The organism is Ensifer oleiphilus (genome assembly GCF_013371465.1).
GTDB lineage: Bacteria > Pseudomonadota > Alphaproteobacteria > Rhizobiales > Rhizobiaceae > Ensifer > Ensifer oleiphilus.
This window is the reverse complement of the sequence record NZ_JABWDU010000008.1, coordinates 221,258-241,151: the sequence shown is the minus strand read 5'-3', so window position 1 is coordinate 241,151 and position 19,894 is coordinate 221,258. Positions and strand designations below refer to the sequence as shown.

The window sequence follows — 19,894 nt, the reverse complement described above, 5'->3', positions numbered from 1 at the left end:
TGAAGGGAGCCGTCGCAATTGGACAGGAGCGTTTGGCAATGTCGTTCAATTTCTGAAGCCGATGCGGTACCCGGATCTCGCGTTGGAGGATCTACGATCCTCGGCGCGATGATCCTGGCGAGCACGCTTGCGGGCCCCCTTTCGACGCAACACGGTCAATGATCCGATTTCGCTACCCGCCTATGAGGCGATTGCGCGATACTTGATGGACTGAGCGAACCGCCGCGTTAGGGCCGGTCCGGTATCGCCTCCATCCTGGAGATCCACTCGGATCCGAGATGGTGGCTTCTGAGCACGGAGAGCGGATCCTCCGCGTCCAGCCGCGAACAGATACGGTAGATCTCCAGCGTTTCCGCATTCATCTCGCCGCGCTGGTAGAAGAACATCGCAGCCGCGTAGCGCGTGCGGCCGGACCATTCTATCCCCGGCGGGGTCCGGATCAGCGCCCAGTGTCGTTTCGTTTCGTCGTCCATCGCGACACCCTAGAAACGCCCCGGTGGAGTGGCCGCGCGGCGGTCGAGCTTGACGAACGGCCGCGGCACCACGCGGGCGCGCTTCATCAGCTTCTGGTATCGCAGCTCTCGCATGGCATAGATTTCCACCCAGAGATTGTCGGTGACGCTCGCCCCAAAGGGCCGGGAAAGCGTGGCGATCGCGATGTTGCGCTTGGCGAGCGGAGACCAGATCGCGGCGGTCACCAGTCCCACTTCCTTCTTGCCGCGGTGATAGACGATCGCGCCTTCGGCTGGAATGTTTCCCTCGATTTCAAGGCCAACGAGCACATGCTTGAGCGTGCCCTTGGCCCGTGCCCGCAGGATCGCGTCGCGCCCGTTGAAATACGGCTTCTCAGGATCGACGAGCCAGTCGAGGCCGATCTCGTCGGGCAACCGTTCGCGGTCCGCCCGAAGGGCAGTCTCGGCCGTGATGAAATCGGCATTGGCGACGATGAAGCCCGCCTCGATGCGGGCGCGGTTGAGCGCGTCGTAGCCGATCGCCTTCAACCCGAAGCCGCTGCCGGCCGTCCAGAGCCGATCCCAGAGGCCAAGCGCCGCATTTGCGGGGGCAAAAAGCTCGTAACCGAGGTCTCCGGTAAAACCGGTGCGCGAAATCATCACACTGCCGTCGGCATGCGGGAACTCCGCCAGCTGAAACGGCTTCAGGGGCTCGATACCGGCAAAGCCGGCGGCTTCGAGCACGGCAAAGGCGGTCGGTCCCTGCAACGCGACGGCGGCAATCTCGGCAGTTTCCTCGTCGATTTCGACGGAGAACCCGCCGGCGCTGTCGAGCAGCCAGGGCAGATGTCGTTCCTGGCAACAGAGGCGAAAGTCTTCTTCACCCAACCGAAAGAGCGTGCCGTCGTCAAGCACATGGCCGTGGTCATCGCACCAGGCGGTGTAGTGAACCCTGTTGACGCCGAGCTTGACGACATCACGCACAGTCAAGCGATTCAGATAGCGCGCGGCGTCCGTGCCGCGAATGCGATACTTTACCATCGGGGAGATGTCGAAGAGGGCTGATGTCGAGCGGATGGCGAAATATTCAAGTTCGGTGTCGAAGATGGAATGCGGCGCCTTGTAGCCCGCCCAGCTATACCAGTCGTTGGTTTCGCTGAGTGCTGCCAGCCTGTCATGGAAAGGCGTTTCGAGGCGCGGCGTCAGGATGTGCCCTTGTTCAGCGCGGTTGAAGGCGGTGAGGTGCTTCATGCGCGTTTCTCCGAAAGGATCTGGCGGGCTGCCAGCAGGCCGGGCAGGCCAGAGATGCCGCCACCCGGGTGTGAACCGGCGCTGGCGAGATAAAGGCCTTCGAGCGGCGTCGTATAACCGGAGGCTGCGCTGACCGGGCGGTTGATCAAGAGCTGGTCGGCCTGGAGTTCGCCGTGGTGCCAGTGACCGCCAGGCAGGTTGTAGCGCTCTTCCATATCGGCAGGCGTCAGGAAATGCGTAGCAACGATGCTGGCGCCAATCCCCGGGCAATAGCGTTCGAGCGTTTCGAGCACGATCTTCAGGAAGGCGGGTTTGCCCTTCTCCCAGCCATCCGCAAGCGCATAGGGCGCAAACTCGACGAGGGCGGAAAGCGTGCACGCGCCGTCGGGTGCAAGTGTCGGGTCCGTCAGGCTCGGAAGCGTTATCTCCATCACCGGGTCGGTCGAGAACTGTCCATATTTGGCGGGGTTGAAGGCCTGCTCGACGTGGTCGATCGATCGGGCGATAACCAGCCTGCCGGCAAGATCGTCACGGGCCACGCCCGGGAAATCGGGGATGCCGTCGAGCGCGAGATCGAGCTTGGCGACATTGCCTTTGGTGCGGATGTTGCCAACCGCGCGACGAAAGCCGGTGCCGATTTCGGCAGCATCGGTCAGGGCCATGAACGTCGCCTGCGGATGGATGGCGGAGATGATGGCCGCGGCTTCCAGCGTTTCGCCCGTCGACAGCACCACAGCCGAAGCGCGACCGCGATCAGCGATGATTTTCTCGACGCGCGTGCCGGTGCGGATTGAGACACCGGCTTTCGTCGCCGCGGCATCGAACAGGGCGGCGATCGAGTGGCCGTTGCCCTTCGCCACCACCTGCGCGCCGGTGGCGCCAGCAACTTCGCCGGTCAGGCGGTAATAGAGGCCGAGTAGCGAGGTCGGCGACCGCGGCCCGAGGTGAATGCCGAGCGTTGCGTCGAAGGCGGCAACACCCTTCAGGCGGTCGTCGGTCAGATATTCGTCGGCGACATCGGCCACGTTCATCAGGAGCATGCGCAGGAAATCACGACCTTCCTCGCGCCCCTTGCTCAGGAGATGAAGGCCGGCGGTTGCAAACGACTTGAGATCGGTAAACGCGATCTCACCGACCTCGGGCGGGCGCCGCTTGAGGAAACGCTTGAAGATGCCGGCCTGGAAGAGGAGCTTGCTGCGCAACTCCCTAAAACGCGCCGCCTCGTCGCGAGAGACGCCGTCGATCGTTTCACCGTAAGCGCCGCGCAGTACCGCGTGCGCACCGCTCAGGGAAAGCGCGACTGTCGGGGCCGCGGTGCGCGCCGTCGCATGTTCAATCGCAAGCGCAGACAATACGTCGGGATCAAGGCGATTGATGACGTGGGCGAGGCCCGGGCTGACAAATCCCGCGTGGAATTCGAAGCTGCGGGCAGCCCCACCGAGCGCGTCGTCGGCTTCGATCACCACGACCTTGCGCCCCGATCGGGCGAGAAGGGTGGCGGCGGTCAGGCCGTTGTGGCCGCCGCCGATGACAATGGCATCAAATGACGTCATGGGCTGAACTCATGTGCGAGGGAGCGTGCCGCAGATCGCGGAGGATCTCGGCGGCGGCGTTGCGACCGGGTGCGCCCATGACGCCTCCGCCAGGATGGGTCGAGGAGCCGCAGATGTAGAGGCCGCGAACCGGGCTGCGGTATTGCGCGTAGCCAGGCACCGGGCGGTTGAACAGCAACTGGTCGAAGGTCAGTTCGCCCTGGAAGATGTTGCCTTCGGTGAGGCCGACTTCCTGCTCGATCTCGCGCGGCGTGCGCACCTCCATGTGCAGAATGCGTTCGCGGAAGCCGGGGGAATAGTCGGAGATCTGCCTAATCACGGTCTCGGCGAAGGCGTCGCGATCGGCATCGGTCCATTCGTTGCCTTCCACCTTCGGCGGACAGTATTGCACGAAGCACGAGACGAAATGCTTGCCCGGCGGCGCCATTGTCGGGTCGAGCGTCGTCGGGATCATCATGTCGACGAAGGGATCGGCTGACCAGCGTCCGGCCTTCCAGTCGTCGTAGCCCTTTTCCATGCGCTCGATCGTGTCGGTGAAGTGCAGGTCGCCGCGAATGCAGGAGGATCCCGATGGCAACGCCGGGAACTCCGGCAGGCTGTCGAGGGCGATGTTGAGCTTGCCGGAGGAGCCGCGCATCTTGAAGTGGCGGACGCGATGGACGAAGCGCTCCGGCAGCGCGCTCTCGTCGACGAGCTTCAGGAAGGTCCGCTTCACGTCGGCATTGGAGACGACGAGCTTGCCGAGAACTTCTTCGCCATCGGCAAGCACCGCCCCGGTCGCCTTGCCGCGATGGGTCATGATCTTGGCGACATCGGCGCCGGTGCGGATCGTGCCGCCCGATGCCTTGAAGGAGGAGGCAAGCGCCGAGGTGACGGCCCCCATGCCGCCGCGGGCGTAGCCCCAGGCGCCGACCGACCCGTCGACCTCGCCCATATAGTGATGCAACAGCACATAGGCCGTCCCCGGTGACATCGGCCCGAGCGCCGTGCCGATGATGCCCGAAAGCGCCAGATAGGCCTTGACCACGTCGGTCTCGAAATACTCGTCGAGGAAGTCCGAAATCGACATCGTCCAGAAGCGCAACGTCGCGGCCATCTCTGATGGTGAGAAGTCGCCGAACTTCCGGGCGAGATAGAGCATCTCCTGAAGGTCGCGCGGCTTGAAGCTGAACGGATCGGGCGCCGTTCGCATCAGTAGCGGCTGGATGAACCGGCATTGCCGCGTCACGTCGCGGGCGTAGCGATCATAGGCTTCGGCGTCGCGCTTGGAAAAGCGGGCGAACTCGCGGCGGTGGGAGTCATGATCGCGGTAGGAGGCGAGGTAGTCGCCATCCCGCGTGAAGACCGCGCCACCCTCGTAGGAGATGACCTGAAGCCCGTGTTTCGGCAGCTCGAGGTCGCGCATGATCTCGGGCCGGAACAGCGAGCAGACGTAGGAACAGTTGGAGTAGAGGAAGCCGGGTGTCAGCTCCCGGCTGGTGGCGGCACCGCCGACCCAGGCGTTCTTTTCAAGGACGATGACATCCAGTCCTGCCCGTTGGAGATAACAGGCCGTTACCAGCCCGTTATGGCCGCCTCCGATCATCACCACGTCGTATTTTTTCATGTGGCTCCCCTTGTTGTTGATCAAAAAATGACATGGAAAGCAGAATGTTGTCCAGATATTTTGAATGAGTGTTCAGCAAATATCTTGCAATCCTCTGATAACGCGATAGGATTTCTGTCGAGGTTCAAGGCTGGATCGGAGGTCCGATGTCGTCGATCGATGGAGAGGTGCGGCCGCTGGCGGAATACGACGATGTGGCCATCCGCTTTCTCGCTGTGCTCTGGGGGGAGGGTTATCTTTCGCCTGGAGGAGCAGAGGAGGTCGATCGCGTTCTCGAAGGGCTGGATCTCGGCGGCAAGCGCGTGCTCGATCTCGGCTGCGGGGCCGGCGGCGCGACGCTGCACATTGCCAAGGCCCATGGCCCGGCCCAGGTGACAGGTTTCGATGTCGAGGTGCCGGTGATCGAGCGCGCACGGGTTGCGGCCGCCCGTTCGGGATTGGCCAACGTCTCCTTCATCCAGTCGGCGCCCGGTCGCCTGCCGTTCCCAGATGGCCGTTTCGATATGGTCTTTTCCAAGGATGCGCTGGTGCATGTGCCGGACAAGGCCGCGATCTTCCGCGAGATCTTTCGTGTGCTTGCGCCAGGCGGCGTCTTTGCCGACTCCGACTGGCTGATCTCCCATAATGGCGAGCCTTCCGCCGACATGCAGGCCTATCTCGCCGCCGAAGGTCTGAGCTTCGGTATGGCGCCGGCGCAGACCTATATTGCAGCCATGACGGCGGCCGGCTTTGTCGATGCACGTTCTGTCAGTCGGAACGCGTGGTACCGGGATGTTGCCCGGATCGAGCTTTCAAGGCTTGAAGGATCGTTGCGCGCCGATGCTGTCGCCGCCGTCGGCGAAGCCTTTGTGGTGAAGAATATCCGGACCTGGACTGCGATGCAGAAGGTGCTTGACAGTGGTGAGCATTGTCCCACTCATCTGCGTGGCATCAAGCCGATGCCGCGCGGAGCATGATATGCACCTGCGCCTCAAGAAGAACAGCACGGCGGTACGGATGAAACTCACCTCTGCGGCACAGGACGCAACGGACACCGAGAAGCGCGGGCGCAAGGCGTCCAAGGAAACCAGGCGACAGCAGCTGATCGAGGCGACGATCGATTCGCTCGCCAAGCGCGGCTACTCCGAGACGACGCTGGCCGACGTCGCCGACGGCGCCGGCCTGTCGCGCGGCATCGTCAACTTCCATTTCGAAAGCAAGGAAAAGCTGCTGATCGCCACGCTGCAATACATGGCGGACGAATATGCTGCCAATTGGGGTGCGGCGCTGGATAAGGCCGGCGACAAGGCGGCGGCACAGCTCTGGGCGCTTGTTGCCTGCGATTTCGATCGAAAGATCTGCACCAAGCGCAAGCTTGCCGCCTGGTGCGCTTTCTGGGGTGAGGCAAAGTCGCGACCGACCTACCAGGCGCTCTGCGGCGCACGCGACGTCCGGTACCAGGAGATCTTTCTGGCGCTTTGCCAGAAGCTGAAGGACGAGGGCGGCTATGCGTACGAGCCCGAGGGCATGACGCTGGCGCTCTGCGCGTCGATGGAAGGGCTGTGGCTGCGACTGATGATGGGCGACGGACTGACGCGCGAGAAGGCGCATGCGGCGGCCGTCGAATATCTGCTCGTCGCCTTCCCCAGGCATTTCACCCGGGAAGGGCCGAAATAGGGAACAACAACGCCGGAACGGCCGGATAGAGGAGGTTGGCATGATATTGGTGAACGTGTGCAGGCAAATCCTGGGGGGCGTCTTCATTGCCTCGCTTGTCTCGAGCACCGCCCTGCCGGCGCTTGCCGCAGACAATCTCACGATCTTCGACTGGTCCGGCTACGAGGATCCGGCCTTCCACCCCGCCTATACCGCCAAGCATGGAACCGAGCCTGACTTCAGTTTCTTCGGCGACGAGGAAGAAGCGTTCCAGAAGCTGCGCTCCGGCTTCAAGGCCGATCTCGCCCATCCCTGTTCGCAAAGCGTGGCGAAATGGCGGGAGGCCGGCCTGATCGAGCCGCTCGATACATCGAAGCTGACCTACTGGAACGACACCGATCCGGGCATCGTTGCGATGAAGGGGCTGATGACCACGCCTGATGGCAAGGCCTGGCTGTTGCCGTTCGAATGGGGCAATACGGTGCTAACCTATCGCACCGACACGGTGAAGCCCGAGGAGATTTCCTCGCTGAAAGCCTTCGCCGATCCGAAGTTCAAGGATCGGGTCTCGATCGGCGACAATGTCGATGACGCCTATGCGCTGGCAAGCCTTGCGACCGGCGTCAAGGACTGGACGACGATGACCGACGAGCAGTTCAAGCAGGCCTCCGATTTCCTGCGCGAAGTGCACAAGAACGTCCGTCTCTACTGGACCGACAACACCGATCTCAGCCAGGCGATTGCCAGCGGCGAGGTCGATCTCGCCTGGGCGTGGAACGAAACGGCGACGACGCTGCAGACGGACGGTGTGCCGGCGGCCATCAAGAAGGACACGGTCGAGGGCCTGTCGACCTGGGTGTGCGGCTATGTCCGGCTCAAGGGGGCTGCGGCATCGGAAGATCAGCAATATGATTTCCTGAACGCGATCACCGATCCGGCGATCACGTCCTACATGGTGGAATCCTGGGGCTATGGCCACGCCAATGCGCGCGGCATGGCGCAGGTCGATCCGAAGATCCTGGCTGACAAGGGCTATGCCGACGTCAGCAAATTCCTCGACAACACGCTGTTCCAGGCGCCGATGCCGATGGAGCTGCGCCAGAAGATGATTGCCGAATTCGAGAAGATCAAGGCTGGGTACTGACCGGGAACACGGGCAGTCGCTTGTTGCGGCTGCCCCCTGATCGTCAATCCGAAAGCGCTACGAGCGCGTCCGGGTCATAGGCGAGGCGAACCGCGTCACCGACGGGAATGTCATCTGCGCCGAAATTGTTGGTTTCCGATACGGAAAGCGGCTGTTCCATCCCTGGGATATCGACGATCAGATGGGTGATCTCGCCGAAATAATGGCGGTCGACGACCCGACCGGCGACCTCGAAATCGGATCTTGCATCGTCCCAAAGCACGCGCAGCCGCTCCGGCCGGATGCCGATCGTCGCCGTGCCGTTGCGGGCGCTGAACCCGAGCGGTTTGTCGAGGGTGACGCCGCCGAAGCGCGGTGTCTCCACGGATAGCCGCGTCGCCGTCTCGCCGGTGATCCTCGCCTTCATGAAGTTCATGCCGCCGAGGAAGTCGGCGACCTGTCGCGTGGTCGGGCGTTGGTAGATCTCTTTTGGCGTTGCGACCTGCGCGATGCGCCCGCCGAACATCACCGCGATCCGATCGGACAAAGCGAGCGCCTCGTACTGATCGTGCGTGACGAGAATGAAGGTGATGCCGACAGCCTTTTGCAGCGAGCGCAACTCGACCTGCATTTCCTCCCGCAGTTTCTTGTCGAGCGCCGAAAGCGGTTCGTCGAGCAGCAGGACTTTTGGCCGCATCACCAGCGCGCGGGCAAGGGCGACACGCTGGCGCTGGCCGCCGGAAAGCTCGTGCGCGCGGCGCTTGCCGAGATGGCCGAGCCGGACCTGGTCGAGGGCGGCGCCCACGCGCCGGCGCTCTTCGCTCGCATCAAGCTTCAAGCGTTTCAGACCATAGGCGACATTTTCCTCCACATCGAGATGCGGGAAGATCGCGTAGCTCTGGAAGACCATGTTGGTCGGCCGGCGGTTCGGCGGCGTGCCGATCACCGATTGCCCGTCGATGCGGATATCGCCGGTGCTCGGCGTGTCGAAGCCGGCAATCGAGCGCAGAAGCGTGGTCTTGCCGCAGCCGGATGGTCCGAGCAGTGAGAAGAATTCACCGGCGGCAATGTCGAGCGAGACGTCGTCGAGCGCCTTGTAGATGCCGTAGAACTTGTTGACCGCCTCGATCGTGATCATCGGTGTTTCAGGCATTGAGCGCTCCCTGCGCCCTCAGCCGGTGTTCGGCCCGACGGCGAATGATTTCCGAAAGGGTGAGAAGCAGGATCGATATCAGGATCATCACGCTGCCGAGCGCAAGGACGCCGGGCAGCTTGGCGGCAAAGCGCAGCTGGCCCCAGATATAAACCGGCAAGGTCGGCTCGGTGCCGGAGAGAAAGAAGGCGAGGATGAACTCGTCGAGCGAAACGGTGAACGAGACCAGCAGACTGGAAACGAGCGCGGGGGCGACGACGGGCAGCGTCACCCTCCGGAACGTGCCGATCGCGGTTTCGCCGAGATCGAGCGAAGCCTCCTCCAGCGACCGGTCGAAACCGCCAAAACCGGAGATCAGCACCGACATGGCATAGGGCAGGCAGAAGATCACCTGGCCGAGAATGACGGTCACGAGCGACAGCTCGACCCCGAGCTGCAGGATGATCATCAGCAGCGAAACGGCAAAGATGATTTCCGGCAAGAACAACGGCGCCATGATCAGCCCGGTCGCCGCGCGCTGACCGCGGAAGCGATAGCGGGTGATGGCGCGGGCCGCACAAATGCCGAGCACGGTGGAGAGAATGGCAACGGAGATGCCGACGATCATGCTGTTGCGCGCCGCTTCGAGCAGCGCGGTATTGTGCCAGAGCGACGCGTACCATTTGGTGGTGAAACCGGCGAGCGGGAAGGTCGTCGTCGCCGCGTTGTTGAACGAGAATATCGGCAAAAGCAGGATCGGAAGATAGAGAAAAGCCAGATACACCGTGACATAGGCCGGCAGCCAGCGGGACTTCGGAATGCCGTGACGTCCGCTCATTTCGCCATCCTCACCAGCAGTTTCAGCGCAAGGACGGCGATGCCGGCCGCCGCCGAGACGATGACCATCGTCGTCACCGACAGGGCGGCACCGAGCGGCCAGTTGGCGCCCTTGCCGAACTGAGCCTGGATTGCGGTGGCGATCATCACACCATCCTTGCCGCCGACGAGTTTGGGCGTGACGTAGTCGCCGACCGTCGGGATCATTACAATGAGAAAGGCCGATATGACCCCGGGAAGGGAGAGCGGCAGGGTGACGCGCAGGAAGCTCATCAGCTTGTTGTCGCCCAGATCGTGCGCCGCCTCGATCAGCGAGCGGTCGACTTTTTCGAGGGAAACAAAAATCGGCAGGATGGCGAAGGCCGCCCAGCTATGGACAAGGGTGATGACGACGGCGTTCGAATTATAGAGCAGCGACGTCAGCGGTTTGTCGATGATACCGATCGACAAGAGGCCGGTGTTCATGACGCCGCCATAGCCGAGGATCACCTTCCAGGACATCACCCGCAGCAGATAGCTGGTCCAGCAGGGCACGGTGATCAGGAACAGCCAGAGGTTCTTGTGAGCGCCGCCATGGAAGGAAATGAACCAGGCGATCGGATAGGAAACGGTGACGGTGACCACGCTGACAACGAGGGAAATGACAAGCGAGCGCACAAGCAAGTCCTGGTAGATCGGTTCGCCAAGCGCTGTTTGGTAGTTCTGAAGCGTGAAGGTGCGGTCGATCGTCAGGTAATCCTGGGTCCAGAAGCTGTAGGCGACGACAATCAGGATCGGCAGGAACAGCAGGGCGACGGCATAGAGCAGCGTCGGAGAGATCAGTGCCAGCCCGCTTGCTTCATCGCTGGCCGTCCAGCGAACCCGGTTTTTTCGTGGATGCGCGGGCCTTTGCTCCACCTCGATGCCCGACAGCACCGCCATCAGCGATACCCCGGCTCATGCAAAGGATGCCCCGGTTCGCGCCAATGATGCGCTGGCTCATGTCGATTGCGTCGACAGTGGAAATGCAGCGAACGCTTCATTCGATCCATCCCATGGCGATTTTTCGCCGTTTGCTTCCCTTGAATTAGCAAAACTCAATTCGGCATTGAACGCAAGTGCTATTTCTGTAATATTGATTGAACAGCCATTCAATAAAATGATGTCTTTCGTAATTTTATCAGATGGTTGGTTGTGAATTACGGTTTGATACGGTTGGAGGGATTTGTCATGGCCGCTAAGCTCGATATTGCAAATGCGCCGCAAAACGGTGCTGGTGAAACGTCTGCGCTTGCTGAAAAACATCTCGTTCAGCCGTGGCCCGTGGCAGGCAGTATCGGCGCTGAAGCGCGTGGGGCCATCGAGAGCGGCGACGGTATCTATGTTGTCGACGGCGAGGGGCGCCGGCTGATCGACGGACCAGCCGGCATGTGGTGCGTCAACGTCGGCCATCGCCGTGCCGAACTCGCCGAGGTCTTGCACGATCAGGCGATGGCGCTGTCCTACAATTCGCCATGGTACACCACCAATCAGCCCTCGGCGGCGCTGGCAGAGCGGCTCGCTGCCCATGCCCCCGGCGACCTCTCCCATGTCTTCTACACCACCGGCGGCTCGTCCGCGGTCGAGACGGCGCTGCGCTTCATGCAGTTCCTCAACAATGTGCGCGGTCGGCCGGAGAAGAAGCTGATCGTCTCACGCCAGGGCGGCTACCACGGCTCCACCTATCTCTCGGCGTCTTTGAACGGCCGTCCGCGCGACCACGACTGGATGGACAGCGCCACCGACCAGGTGGCAAAGCTTGCCTGTCCCAACCCTTTCCGGCGGCCCGCGGGACAATCCGAGGCCGAGTTCTGCGATAGGCTGGTCGAGGAGTTCCGCGCCTTGATCGAGGAGAGGGGCCCGGAGCGCATCGGTGCGTTCATCGCCGAGCCGATCATGGCTTCGGGCGGCGTCATCGTGCCGCCGGAGGGTTATCTGCGCCGCATGCGGACCCTCTGCAGCGAGCATGACATCCTGTTCATTGCCGACGAGGTGGTAACCGCCTTCGGGCGGCTCGGCGAGGTCTTCGCATCGAAGGCGGTGTTCGGGCTGGAGCCCGACATGATCACCTTCGCCAAGGGGGTGACGTCGGGCTATTTCCCGCTCGGCGGCGTGATGATCTCGTCACGCCTGCTGGAGAGCCTGCGGCAATCCAACCATTCCGATGCGATGTTCGCCCATGGGCTGACCTATTCCAGCCATCCGATCGGCTGCGCCGTCGCTTTGCGCAATCTCGACATTCTCGAGGATGGGCTGCTCGATCACGTGAAGGCGATCTCGGGCTATTTCCAGAAAAGGCTGAAGAGCCTGGAGAGCTTGCCATTGGTTGGCGAAGTGCGCGGTATGGGCCTGATGGCCTGCATCGAATGCGTCGCCGACCGCGTCAGCAACAATCCGCTGACGCTCGATCTGGAGGTCGGTAAGCGGATCGACCGCCATTGCCAGGAGCTTGGCCTGCTCGTGCGCCCGCTGATCAACATGTGCGTGATGTCGCCACCGCTGACGATCAGCACCGCCCAGATCGGCGATATGGTCGCAATTCTCGACGCCAGCATCCGCCGCGCCATGGACGAACTCGTGCGCGAGGGCCTGTGGAAAGGCTGACCTGATCACGTGACCGAGCCTGAAAACGCCTCGGCCCCGCCAGCATTCCCCGGCGGGGCCGTTTTCGAAGGGGCCGGTTTTACGCCGGCCCCTCTTTTTGCGCCTATCGTTTGGAGAGTTCGTCGTTGACTGCCGCCATCTGATCCTCCGGCGGGGCCACGTCGAGGGTGACGACGGGCAGCACGGCTCGAATGTGATCGTGATGCGTGCGCACACCGTATTCGAGATCCGACAGATAGAAGCCGTTAAATGCCTTTGATGTCATGGATTCGTTCGACCAGATCGTCAGTTGTACATCCTCGGCCTGGGTGTCCCGGTCGATGCGGAAGGTGAGGTAGCGGGCAAGCCGTTGCTGGCGCGTTTCCTCGGGGTAGCGATAGATCGCACCGCGCAACAGCGTCTTGCCGGTCGACAACGGGAATTCCTGATAGAACTGGACAGTCTCCGGCGTCACCGCAATGACGGCGTTGGGGAACAGCCCGAAATAGATCCAGGCCTTGCGCAGGCGCTCGGGCAGATGGGTCGCCTCGGGTGCAATGCCGACATATTGCCGGACGCTCCAACGGCGGCCCGCATGCGGGTTATAGGTCGCGAAGGATCGGCAGAGGCCATTGACGAAAGGCTCGTCGTAGTAGGTCGAGCCATAGAGATCCTGCAGCGCCGGATGGGCCATGGCCACATGATAGCCTTCGTTGTCGACGTCGCGCACCGATTTCCAGTTGACCGCACTTTCCTGCGTCCACACACCTTCGGTCGGCAGCATGCGCTCCGAACCGTAGTGGCCGAACTCTTCGGCGAAGGGTTGCATCAGCTCGGCGACCGAAGGCTGTGGCCCTGGCCGGAAGCGGATGAAGACGAAGCCCATCCAGACTTCCAGTTCGAGCGGCACGAGCCCGAACTCCTGCTTGTCGAGCGGCGGAAACGAGCGCGGACGCGCCGCCCCACGGAGCGTGCCGTCGAGATTGTAGACCCAACCGTGAAACGGACAGACGAGCGCGTTGCGGCACTTGCCCTTGTCGTCGACAACCACCCTTGAGCCGCGATGGCGGCAGATGTTGTGAAAGCCGCGGATCGTCCCCTGCTGGTCGCGCAGGATAAGCGCACGCTCGCCGACCACATCCATGGTTATGTAGTCGCCCGCTTCCGGCACGTCGGAGATATGACAGGCGATCTGCCAGTGACGACGGAAAATGTGTTCGCGCTCCAGTTCGAGCAGCGCGTCGCTATGGTAGCACCAGCCGGGCAATCCACGGCGGTCCCAATCATTGGGGACGGATATGTCGCGGATCATTTCGTTCATTCAATGTCTCCATTTTTGCTGAACGTTCATTCAATATAGCCTTTTTCAGGTCACGAGACAAGCTGGCCTCAGGGACCACCCGTGACCCGAAGTACTCAGCAAAGCGCAGCCGGCGTCTCCGAAGGACGTCGGCAACAAGGCGTCATCTGGGAAAGCTGTGTCTGCCGGCCTACCAGCTGGCGCCATCAATCAGTCGATGGGGAATGTCTTGCCAGACGGTGCGATCGAACAGCCGCATGTTCACGGCCATGCGCGTCGCGTCGGCAGCGATCGGCGACCAATGGGTGGTGCAGCCGCAGGTGCTGCAATGGTGTGTGGTCAAGGTGGCGTCGCCTTGTACGTAGCCGACCAGCCTGCCTTGTGGGTCGCTGATCGACACCTCCTCGGCGCTGTAATATCCCCAGAGCGCGCCCAATCTTGCGCATAGAGAACAGTTGCAGCTACCGAGCGTTTCCGGCCGCACGCGGACGGAAAGACGAACCGACTTGCAGTGGCAATGGCCTTCGATCATTCGCCACTCCTCCCGTTGGCATTCCGCGTTGGACATCAGGCAGTGGATGTTGCCACGCTCCGGACGAAACTGTCACAGCGATGGCCGGTCGTGGCAATGGCAAAAATCGCGCGGGGCGAGAGGGCGCTGCGATCCGGTGCCGAGCGACAACAGATCAGTGACCATTGCTGCCACCTTCCCGGCCACCGTATTCGTATTCGGCTTGTTCGCTGCCCAAGAGTGTCAGGTGGCGGTTGCCCGTGCCGGTCGCGCGTGCCTATACTTCGCCCAAGGCTTCAATTTCTAAGCGAGCCTGCGCCCGCCCGATGGCTGGACCCTTACCCGCCCGTTGGTGCGAGGTGCCTTCGCGAACTCCGATGCCGCCGTCGTCGACCGAGGGCGTCGTTTGCCAGCAAAACCTCTTGTCGCGGGAGAAAAGCATGCGCACATCCTGCCTGAATGTCCTCACCTTCACCCTGGTGGCCGCACTCAGTTCGGTATCGTCATCGGCCGTCAGGGCCGCGTCGCCGGAGCCGGTCAAGGCCGAGAACGGCATGGTCGTCACCGCTCAGCATCTGGCGTCGGATATCGGCGTCGAGGTCCTGAAAAAGGGCGGCAATGCCGTGGATGCCGCCGTTGCGGTCGGTTATGCGCTTGCGGTCGTCTATCCGACCGCCGGCAATATCGGCGGCGGCGGCTTCATGACCATTCGCTTCAAGGACGGCAAGACCACCTTCCTCGATTTTCGCGAGCGGGCGCCTGCTGCGGCGACCAAGGCGATGTATCTCGACGACAAGGGGCAACTGGTCGATGGCCTGAGCACTGAGGGCTATCTTGCCGTCGGCGTGCCGGGCCCAGTGCTCGGCTTCGAGGTCGCGCGCAGCCGCTATGGCACGCGTCCGCTGCAAGAGCTGATCGCGCCGGCCATTGCGCTTGCCAAGGACGGTTTCCGGCTGGAACAGGGCGATATCGATTCCTTCGACGGCGAAACCGAGAGGCTGGGCAAGGACCCGGCAGCCGCCGCGATCTTCCTGAAGCCCGACGGCAAACCCTTCGCCGTCGGTGAGACACTGGTGCAGGCGGATCTCGCCGCCTCGCTTTCGCGCATTTCCGAGAAGGGAACGGATGCCTTCTACAAGGGGCCGATTGCCGACGCCATCGTCAAGGCAAGCGCCGACAAGGGCGGCATCCTCGCCAAGACGGATTTCGAGAAGTACGCCGTGCGCGAACTGGAGCCGGTCAAATGCAACTATCGCGGCTATGACATCGTCTCCTCGCCGCCGCCGTCTTCCGGCGGCGTGATCATCTGCGAAATCCTCAACGTTCTCGAGGGCTATCCGCTCTCCTATCTCGGTTACGGCTCGGCCGAGACCGTGCATGCGATGATCGAGGCGATGCGCCATGCCTATGTCGACCGCAACACGACGCTCGGCGATCCTTCCTTCGTGGAGAACCCGATCGCCAAGCTGCTCGACAAGGCCTATGCGGCCGAAATCCGCGGCAAGATCGATCCGTTCAAGGCCGGCGTGTCGCAGGCGCTGATGCCGGAGGGTTTCGCCGAGAGCAAGGAGACGACCCACTATTCGATCATCGACGACGAGGGCAACGCGGTCGCCGTCACCTATACGCTGAACGGCTCCTTCGGTGCCGGTGTCGTGGCACCCGGAACCGGCATTCTGCTCAACAACGAGATGGACGATTTCACCGCCAAGCCGGGCGCGCCCAATCTCTACGGGCTCGTCCAGGGGGAGGCGAACGCGATCGCGCCCGGCAAGACGCCGCTGTCATCGATGAGCCCGACCATCGTCTCCAAGGACGGCAAGCCCTTCATGGTGATCGGCAGCCCCGGCGGTGCACGCATCATTACGATCACGCTGGAAGCGATCCTCAATGTCATCGATCACGGCATGAACATTCAGGAAGCGGTCGACGCGCCGCGCATCCACCACCAATGGCTGCCCGACAAGGTGTTCATGGAGCCCTACGCACTGTCGCCCGATACGCGCAAGCTTCTCTCGGCGATGGGCCATGACGTGCAGATCGACAAGAGCTGGAGCATCTGGGGCCAGGCGACCGGCATTCTCGTCGGCGGTGAAAGCCTCGCCGAAATTTCTGAAGGCGGTGGCGCCCGCTACAACGGCGCCGTCGACAGCCGCATCGGCGCTGGCGCGGCGAGAGGCTACTGATCCGGGCGTGCCGACGCTTGCGGTGCATTGCTGGGTGGCTGGCGAGTGGGCCGTCACCCGTCAGTCCGGCTTGACGTTGCCGAAATCATCGACGGGGTCATCCCCCGCGGCTGCCGATGCCGCTTGGAAACGGTTATTTCCGCGGCTCGAATTTGTGTCCTGAAACTTCGACGCCTGCGTCGCGTCGCAGGCTCAGAAAACGCAAGGCCGAGAGGATGCCGATCGTCGCGACCGCGAGGAACGCCCAGCGAAAGTCCGTGAGCGCCGCGGTTTCGGCGCCGCGAAGCGCCTGCGACAGATTGAGAACGGCTGCGGCAACGGCGACGCCCATCAGCATCGCCACCTGCTGCAACATGCTCGACAGCGTCGATGCTGAACTGCGCTGGCTTGCATTGATGTCGGCAAAGCCGAGCGTGTTGAGTGCCGTAAACTGCATCGAGCGGAACAGCCCGGCGGCAAACAGCAGCAGGAGCGTCAGCAACTGCGGCGTATCTGTTGATACCGCTGCACAGGCACCAATCGCCAGCGAGGCGAGCAGGCCGTTGCCGACGAGGATGGTGCGGAAGCCGAAGCGGCGCAGCAACGGCGTGGTCGCTGTTTTCATCGCCAGATTTCCGGCGAAATAGGCGAGCACATAAATCCCGGTCTCGATCGGATCGAGGCCGAAGCCGACCTGGAACATGAGGGGGATCAGAAACGGCGTCGCGTTGATGGCAATGCGGCAGGCGGTGCCGGCCGACAGCGTCGACATCGCAAAGGTCTGGATTTTCAGAGCAGAGAGATCGAGAAGCGGATCGGCGGTCACCCTGAAGTGATGCGTGGCCATGATGCCGGTGATCGTGCCCGCTGCCAGCAACAGGCCGATTGCAGGTGCATTGACTGTTCCGTGCACGAAGGCTTCGAGCCCGGCGAGCACCAAAGTGAGGCTGGTTGACGATAGGACGAAGCCCTTGATGTCGAGACGGCGCGCTTCTTCCTCGCGCTGATCGGGCACGAAGCGCAGCACGAGCGCCAGGCCGACGAGGCCGATCGGGATGTTGATGAGAAAGTTCCAGTGCCAACTGAACCACGTTGTGATCATGCTGCCGAGGATCGGGCCGACGACCGGGGCGATCAGCGCCGGCCAGGTGATGAGTGCGACCGCACCGACAAGTTCCGATTTGCGGGCATTCTTCAGGACGATGATCCGGCCGACCGGCGTCATCAGCGCGCCGCCGATGCCCTGCACGGCGCGTGCCGCGATGAACTCGCCGAGGCTGCCTGACAGTCCGCAAAACAGCGAGGCGAGTGTGAAGATGCCGATTGCCACCAGGAAGACGTTGCGCGCGCCAAAACGATCGCCGAGCCAGCCGGAGAGCGGAATGAAGGCCGCCATCGTCAGCATGTAGACAGTGATGCCGATACTCATGGCGACCGGCTGCACACCGAAGGACGCGGCCATCTGCGGCAAGGATGTAATGACGATCGTGCCGTCGAGCATCTGCATGAAGAAGGCGATGGCAACGACCAGCGCGACGACACGGGAATTGCGGGTGGAAGAGGCGTCTTCGGCCGGTGTACCTGTTGGGATGGCTGTCATACGCTCACCCTCGGCCTCCCCTGCAGGCAGGAGCGCGGATGTGAGCTGGAAGGAAAGAAGAAAGCTCGATTGCAATGGGGTATGAAATCATCGGATGCTTCGAAACGGGGCGTGGTTTCACCGGCACGCACCTTCGGTGCGCATCGGCGAGAGAAAACAAGGTGGCCTGCTGGCAGTCACCAATTTGCTGTATGCGCCTTCAATCAGGCCTGTGTCGATTCACTTGCGGCGATTGACGGAGATATTTGCGAGGTTTTGCTCCGGATATGGCCAGCAAGTCGCCCTTTGCGAAAAAGCGCGACACGCCTGGGCTTCGCGTTCACGTCACGTGAAAGTCGGCTCCGACCAAGCGAAATCCGAGCTGCGCGGCGACCCCCTGGGATGCAATGTTGCTCCATGGAGTGCTGTAGAACGGCATGACGCCCTGAGCCCGGACGTGTGCCGCCCATCCCTGGACGACCTCAAGCGCGTAGCCGTGCCCACGAAAATCCGGATGCGTTTCGACGCCAGCGCAATGCACCGTTTTTGATTTGCGAACGCTGCAGCAGACCGAAACAGCCGCCCCGTCCAGAACCTTGGCGAAGAACGGTTGCCTGTGCGGCACGTCGGGTACCCACTCCTGAAAATGCGGATGAAGCAGTTCGGCGTTGCGCGCGGTTATGGGCGTCAACTCTGCCGGCGGCGGGCCCACGTCAATGGCAGCGTAGGCGGGTCCGGACCAGATCCTTTCGATCGGCTGGTGCCGGCTCAGCAGTTCCAGATAAAGCTCATCGAGCGCTGGCAAGCGGTCGAATGACGCCTCGCACTTCTCCTCGCGGCCAAGCTGCGAGAGGTCTTCGACTATCTGTTGCGGAAGATCGGCACGCCAGCGAAAGATCGCTCCCTGGCGCGTTCGCATGAGGTGAAATCGAGGCGGCGGACGGGTATCCCATTCGTTGGTGGAAACGAGCCTGCCTTTGCCGTCGGTGCGGTAGAGCGTATCGATGCGGTCTTCAAGAAGACGAAGACTGATGTCGGTCATGGGCAACATGACGCGACTGTGCACATCTGGAGACCGTCGTGCAACGACGACCTCAGAAGTCGTCGTCACGCACCTGCCCTATGACAGCCGCTATCGCCAGGTCGCGCTCTTCCCCCTCGCGATCGTCGGCGCCGGCATTCCAGGCTGCCGAAAGGCAGCCATAGGCGTAGGCTTGGTCCAGCAGCCTGCGTGGATCCTCCTGAAGCGTTTTCCTGAAAGCTTCGGCCATGAAAGCGGTGCGCCGGGGATCAAGGCAGAGATCGTCGCGGTCTGCGGGGTCGTAGAACATGTTGGCCGCGCCGAAGCCGATATCGCCGACAATTCCGACAGGATCGATGACGAGCCAGCCGCGTGGCGAGAGCATGATGTTTTCGTGATGCAGGTCACCGTGCAGCCCCCGTATGCGCCTGGTGTCGTCAAAGAGGCGATCGGCAAGGACGGCGGCCTCGACGTAAGCACTGCATATGCCGGTCGCTCGGTCGCTGTCGGCGCGTTCGAAGAGGGCCGCGAAACGCTGCCTGATCGGCTGGAGTTCGGACGGGAAGGGCGTCGCCGAAGGCGAATAGAGCTCTGCCATGAGTTCGGCCGCGATCAGTGTCGCGTGATCGTCGCCGGTTTCCGAAACTTCGTGCGCAAGCATCCGCTCCCCCGCGTGTTCGAGCAACATGCTGTACCCATCCCGGTCGAGCAGGCGAACGGCCGCGACACCCTGCCGCCAGGCGAGGTAATCGCCACCTCTGAGTTCGTCGGCAATGTCGTCGATCGGCTTCAGGTCCTTGATCACCGCCGGCGTGCCGTCGGGCAGGCAAACCTTCCATAAGCGGCTGGAAAAGGTATCGGCCAGCAATTGCGGGTCGGCAAGGCCCCAGCGCTCCAGCAGTCGTGGCGCAGCCCGGATCTCGTCCGTCGGGTCGGCCGGCTTGTCGTGTTGCGTCGTCGTTCTCGTGCTGGTCATGGGATGGCGCCGTGGCTCGGTTGGTGGCCCGGGCCGGGCCGGGAAAAGATGGTGGTGTTGGCCCGGATCAATCAGGGCCAACACCTGTACCAAACAGAATGATTGGTCCAAAAAATATGGGAATGCGCCTGCATCTCAGCAAGACGCTCAGA

Annotated in this window: 18 protein-coding genes; 6 read left to right on the top strand and 12 right to left on the bottom strand. The window is 62.4% G+C overall.

The annotated features are described in order from the left end of the window. Positions 1 to 227: 227 nt before the first annotated feature. Genes HT585_RS25785 through HT585_RS25770 form a run of 4 tightly spaced genes read right to left on the bottom strand, consistent with a single transcriptional unit; the run spans position 228 to position 4,862 of the window. Entirely contained in the window at positions 228 to 473 is a 246-nt protein-coding gene (locus HT585_RS25785) for a hypothetical protein (RefSeq protein WP_176355648.1), read from the bottom strand. Positions 474 to 482: 9 nt separating this feature from the next. After that, the gene (locus tag HT585_RS25780) at positions 483 to 1,703 is read right to left on the bottom strand and encodes an aminomethyl transferase family protein (RefSeq protein WP_176355647.1); all 1,221 of its coding nucleotides are present in this window, start codon (positions 1,701 to 1,703) and stop codon (positions 483 to 485) included. Continuing rightward, positions 1,700 to 3,256, bottom strand: coding sequence for a phytoene desaturase family protein (locus HT585_RS25775; protein WP_176355646.1), 1,557 nt, complete (start codon positions 3,254 to 3,256; stop codon positions 1,700 to 1,702). The genes HT585_RS25780 and HT585_RS25775 overlap by 4 nt, the downstream gene beginning before the upstream one ends. Further along, a complete protein-coding gene (locus HT585_RS25770; protein WP_176355645.1) occupies positions 3,243 to 4,862 on the bottom strand; it encodes a phytoene desaturase family protein in 1,620 nt (539 codons plus the stop codon). Before HT585_RS25770 ends, HT585_RS25775 begins: the two co-directional genes overlap by 14 nt. A gap of 146 nt (positions 4,863 to 5,008) precedes the next feature. On the opposite strand from HT585_RS25770, the gene HT585_RS25765 reads away from it, so the two are divergent. The 3 genes from HT585_RS25765 to HT585_RS25755 are packed head-to-tail and all read left to right on the top strand — an operon-like array spanning position 5,009 to position 7,641. After that, complete coding sequence (locus HT585_RS25765; protein WP_176355644.1) at positions 5,009 to 5,818, top strand: class I SAM-dependent methyltransferase; 810 nt, start codon at positions 5,009 to 5,011, stop codon at positions 5,816 to 5,818. A 40-nt stretch (positions 5,819 to 5,858) separates the two neighbouring features. After that, complete coding sequence (locus HT585_RS25760) at positions 5,859 to 6,518, top strand: TetR family transcriptional regulator C-terminal domain-containing protein (protein ID WP_176355701.1); 660 nt, start codon at positions 5,859 to 5,861, stop codon at positions 6,516 to 6,518. 40 nt (positions 6,519 to 6,558) lie between these two features. Beyond that, a complete protein-coding gene (locus HT585_RS25755) occupies positions 6,559 to 7,641 on the top strand; it encodes an extracellular solute-binding protein (protein ID WP_176355643.1) in 1,083 nt (360 codons plus the stop codon). A gap of 43 nt (positions 7,642 to 7,684) precedes the next feature. Here HT585_RS25755 and HT585_RS25750 read toward each other — a convergent pair whose 3' ends face one another. Genes HT585_RS25750 through HT585_RS25740 form a run of 3 tightly spaced genes read right to left on the bottom strand, consistent with a single transcriptional unit; the run spans position 7,685 to position 10,510 of the window. Next, positions 7,685 to 8,758: an ABC transporter ATP-binding protein gene (locus tag HT585_RS25750; protein WP_176355700.1), complete on the bottom strand. Its 1,074-nt coding sequence runs from the start codon at positions 8,756 to 8,758 to the stop codon at positions 7,685 to 7,687. 7 nt (positions 8,759 to 8,765) lie between these two features. Continuing rightward, positions 8,766 to 9,590, bottom strand: a complete 825-nt coding sequence (locus HT585_RS25745) for an ABC transporter permease (RefSeq protein ID WP_176355642.1) — start codon at positions 9,588 to 9,590, stop codon at positions 8,766 to 8,768. Further along, positions 9,587 to 10,510, bottom strand: a complete 924-nt coding sequence (locus tag HT585_RS25740) for an ABC transporter permease (RefSeq protein WP_176355641.1) — start codon at positions 10,508 to 10,510, stop codon at positions 9,587 to 9,589. Before HT585_RS25740 ends, HT585_RS25745 begins: the two co-directional genes overlap by 4 nt. Between HT585_RS25740 and HT585_RS25735 the strand changes: the two genes are divergently transcribed. Beyond that, a complete protein-coding gene (locus HT585_RS25735) occupies positions 10,491 to 10,766 on the top strand; it encodes a hypothetical protein (protein WP_176355640.1) in 276 nt (91 codons plus the stop codon). The two genes, HT585_RS25740 and HT585_RS25735, sit on opposite strands and share 20 nt — an antisense overlap. Positions 10,767 to 10,798: 32 nt before the next feature. Then, a complete protein-coding gene (locus HT585_RS25730) occupies positions 10,799 to 12,211 on the top strand; it encodes an aminotransferase (protein WP_176355639.1) in 1,413 nt (470 codons plus the stop codon). 103 nt (positions 12,212 to 12,314) lie between these two features. Here HT585_RS25730 and HT585_RS25725 read toward each other — a convergent pair whose 3' ends face one another. Then, positions 12,315 to 13,511 carry an aromatic ring-hydroxylating oxygenase subunit alpha gene (locus HT585_RS25725; protein ID WP_176355638.1) on the bottom strand — a complete coding sequence of 399 codons (1,197 nt, stop codon included), beginning with the start codon at positions 13,509 to 13,511 and terminating at the stop codon, positions 12,315 to 12,317. 169 nt (positions 13,512 to 13,680) lie between these two features. After that, a complete protein-coding gene (locus HT585_RS25720; RefSeq protein ID WP_176355637.1) occupies positions 13,681 to 14,022 on the bottom strand; it encodes a GFA family protein in 342 nt (113 codons plus the stop codon). A 419-nt stretch (positions 14,023 to 14,441) separates the two neighbouring features. Here HT585_RS25720 and ggt point away from each other — a divergent pair, with 419 nt between their 5' ends. Further along, positions 14,442 to 16,187, top strand: a complete 1,746-nt coding sequence (gene ggt / locus HT585_RS25715) for a gamma-glutamyltransferase (protein WP_176355636.1) — start codon at positions 14,442 to 14,444, stop codon at positions 16,185 to 16,187. Positions 16,188 to 16,320: 133 nt separating this feature from the next. On the opposite strand, the gene HT585_RS25710 is transcribed toward ggt, so the two are convergent. The 3 genes from HT585_RS25710 to HT585_RS25700 all read right to left on the bottom strand — a co-directional run bounded on the left by HT585_RS25710 (position 16,321) and on the right by HT585_RS25700 (position 19,742). Next, on the bottom strand, positions 16,321 to 17,766 hold the full coding sequence (locus HT585_RS25710) for an MFS transporter (RefSeq protein WP_176355635.1): 1,446 nt from the start codon (positions 17,764 to 17,766) through the stop codon (positions 16,321 to 16,323). Between the two features lie 319 nt (positions 17,767 to 18,085). Further along, positions 18,086 to 18,856: a GNAT family N-acetyltransferase gene (locus HT585_RS25705; protein WP_176355634.1), complete on the bottom strand. Its 771-nt coding sequence runs from the start codon at positions 18,854 to 18,856 to the stop codon at positions 18,086 to 18,088. Then, positions 18,840 to 19,742, bottom strand: coding sequence for an aminoglycoside phosphotransferase family protein (locus HT585_RS25700; RefSeq protein WP_176355633.1), 903 nt, complete (start codon positions 19,740 to 19,742; stop codon positions 18,840 to 18,842). Before HT585_RS25700 ends, HT585_RS25705 begins: the two co-directional genes overlap by 17 nt. Between the last annotated feature and the right edge of the window lie 152 nt (positions 19,743 to 19,894).

Excerpts from the sequence above, each read along its gene's own strand:
- HT585_RS25745 (WP_176355642.1), bottom strand. The coding sequence starts at position 9,590 with ATGAGCGGACGTCACGGCATTCCGAAGTCCCGCTGGCTGCCGGCCTAT.
- HT585_RS25730 (WP_176355639.1), top strand. The coding sequence starts at position 10,799 with ATGGCCGCTAAGCTCGATATTGCAAATGCGCCGCAAAACGGTGCTGGT.
- HT585_RS25725 (WP_176355638.1), bottom strand. The coding sequence starts at position 13,511 with ATGAACGAAATGATCCGCGACATATCCGTCCCCAATGATTGGGACCGC.
- HT585_RS25710 (WP_176355635.1), bottom strand. The coding sequence starts at position 17,766 with ATGACAGCCATCCCAACAGGTACACCGGCCGAAGACGCCTCTTCCACC.
- HT585_RS25765 (WP_176355644.1), top strand. The coding sequence starts at position 5,009 with ATGTCGTCGATCGATGGAGAGGTGCGGCCGCTGGCGGAATACGACGAT.
- HT585_RS25750 (WP_176355700.1), bottom strand. The coding sequence starts at position 8,758 with ATGATCACGATCGAGGCGGTCAACAAGTTCTACGGCATCTACAAGGCG.
- HT585_RS25755 (WP_176355643.1), top strand. The coding sequence starts at position 6,559 with ATGATATTGGTGAACGTGTGCAGGCAAATCCTGGGGGGCGTCTTCATT.
- ggt (WP_176355636.1), top strand. The coding sequence starts at position 14,442 with ATGCGCACATCCTGCCTGAATGTCCTCACCTTCACCCTGGTGGCCGCA.
- HT585_RS25780 (WP_176355647.1), bottom strand. The coding sequence starts at position 1,703 with ATGAAGCACCTCACCGCCTTCAACCGCGCTGAACAAGGGCACATCCTG.
- HT585_RS25775 (WP_176355646.1), bottom strand. The coding sequence starts at position 3,256 with ATGACGTCATTTGATGCCATTGTCATCGGCGGCGGCCACAACGGCCTG.
- HT585_RS25700 (WP_176355633.1), bottom strand. The coding sequence starts at position 19,742 with ATGACCAGCACGAGAACGACGACGCAACACGACAAGCCGGCCGACCCG.
- HT585_RS25760 (WP_176355701.1), top strand. The coding sequence starts at position 5,859 with ATGAAACTCACCTCTGCGGCACAGGACGCAACGGACACCGAGAAGCGC.
- HT585_RS25735 (WP_176355640.1), top strand. The coding sequence starts at position 10,491 with ATGCCCGACAGCACCGCCATCAGCGATACCCCGGCTCATGCAAAGGAT.
- HT585_RS25785 (WP_176355648.1), bottom strand. The coding sequence starts at position 473 with ATGGACGACGAAACGAAACGACACTGGGCGCTGATCCGGACCCCGCCG.
- HT585_RS25770 (WP_176355645.1), bottom strand. The coding sequence starts at position 4,862 with ATGAAAAAATACGACGTGGTGATGATCGGAGGCGGCCATAACGGGCTG.
- HT585_RS25740 (WP_176355641.1), bottom strand. The coding sequence starts at position 10,510 with ATGGCGGTGCTGTCGGGCATCGAGGTGGAGCAAAGGCCCGCGCATCCA.
- HT585_RS25720 (WP_176355637.1), bottom strand. The coding sequence starts at position 14,022 with ATGATCGAAGGCCATTGCCACTGCAAGTCGGTTCGTCTTTCCGTCCGC.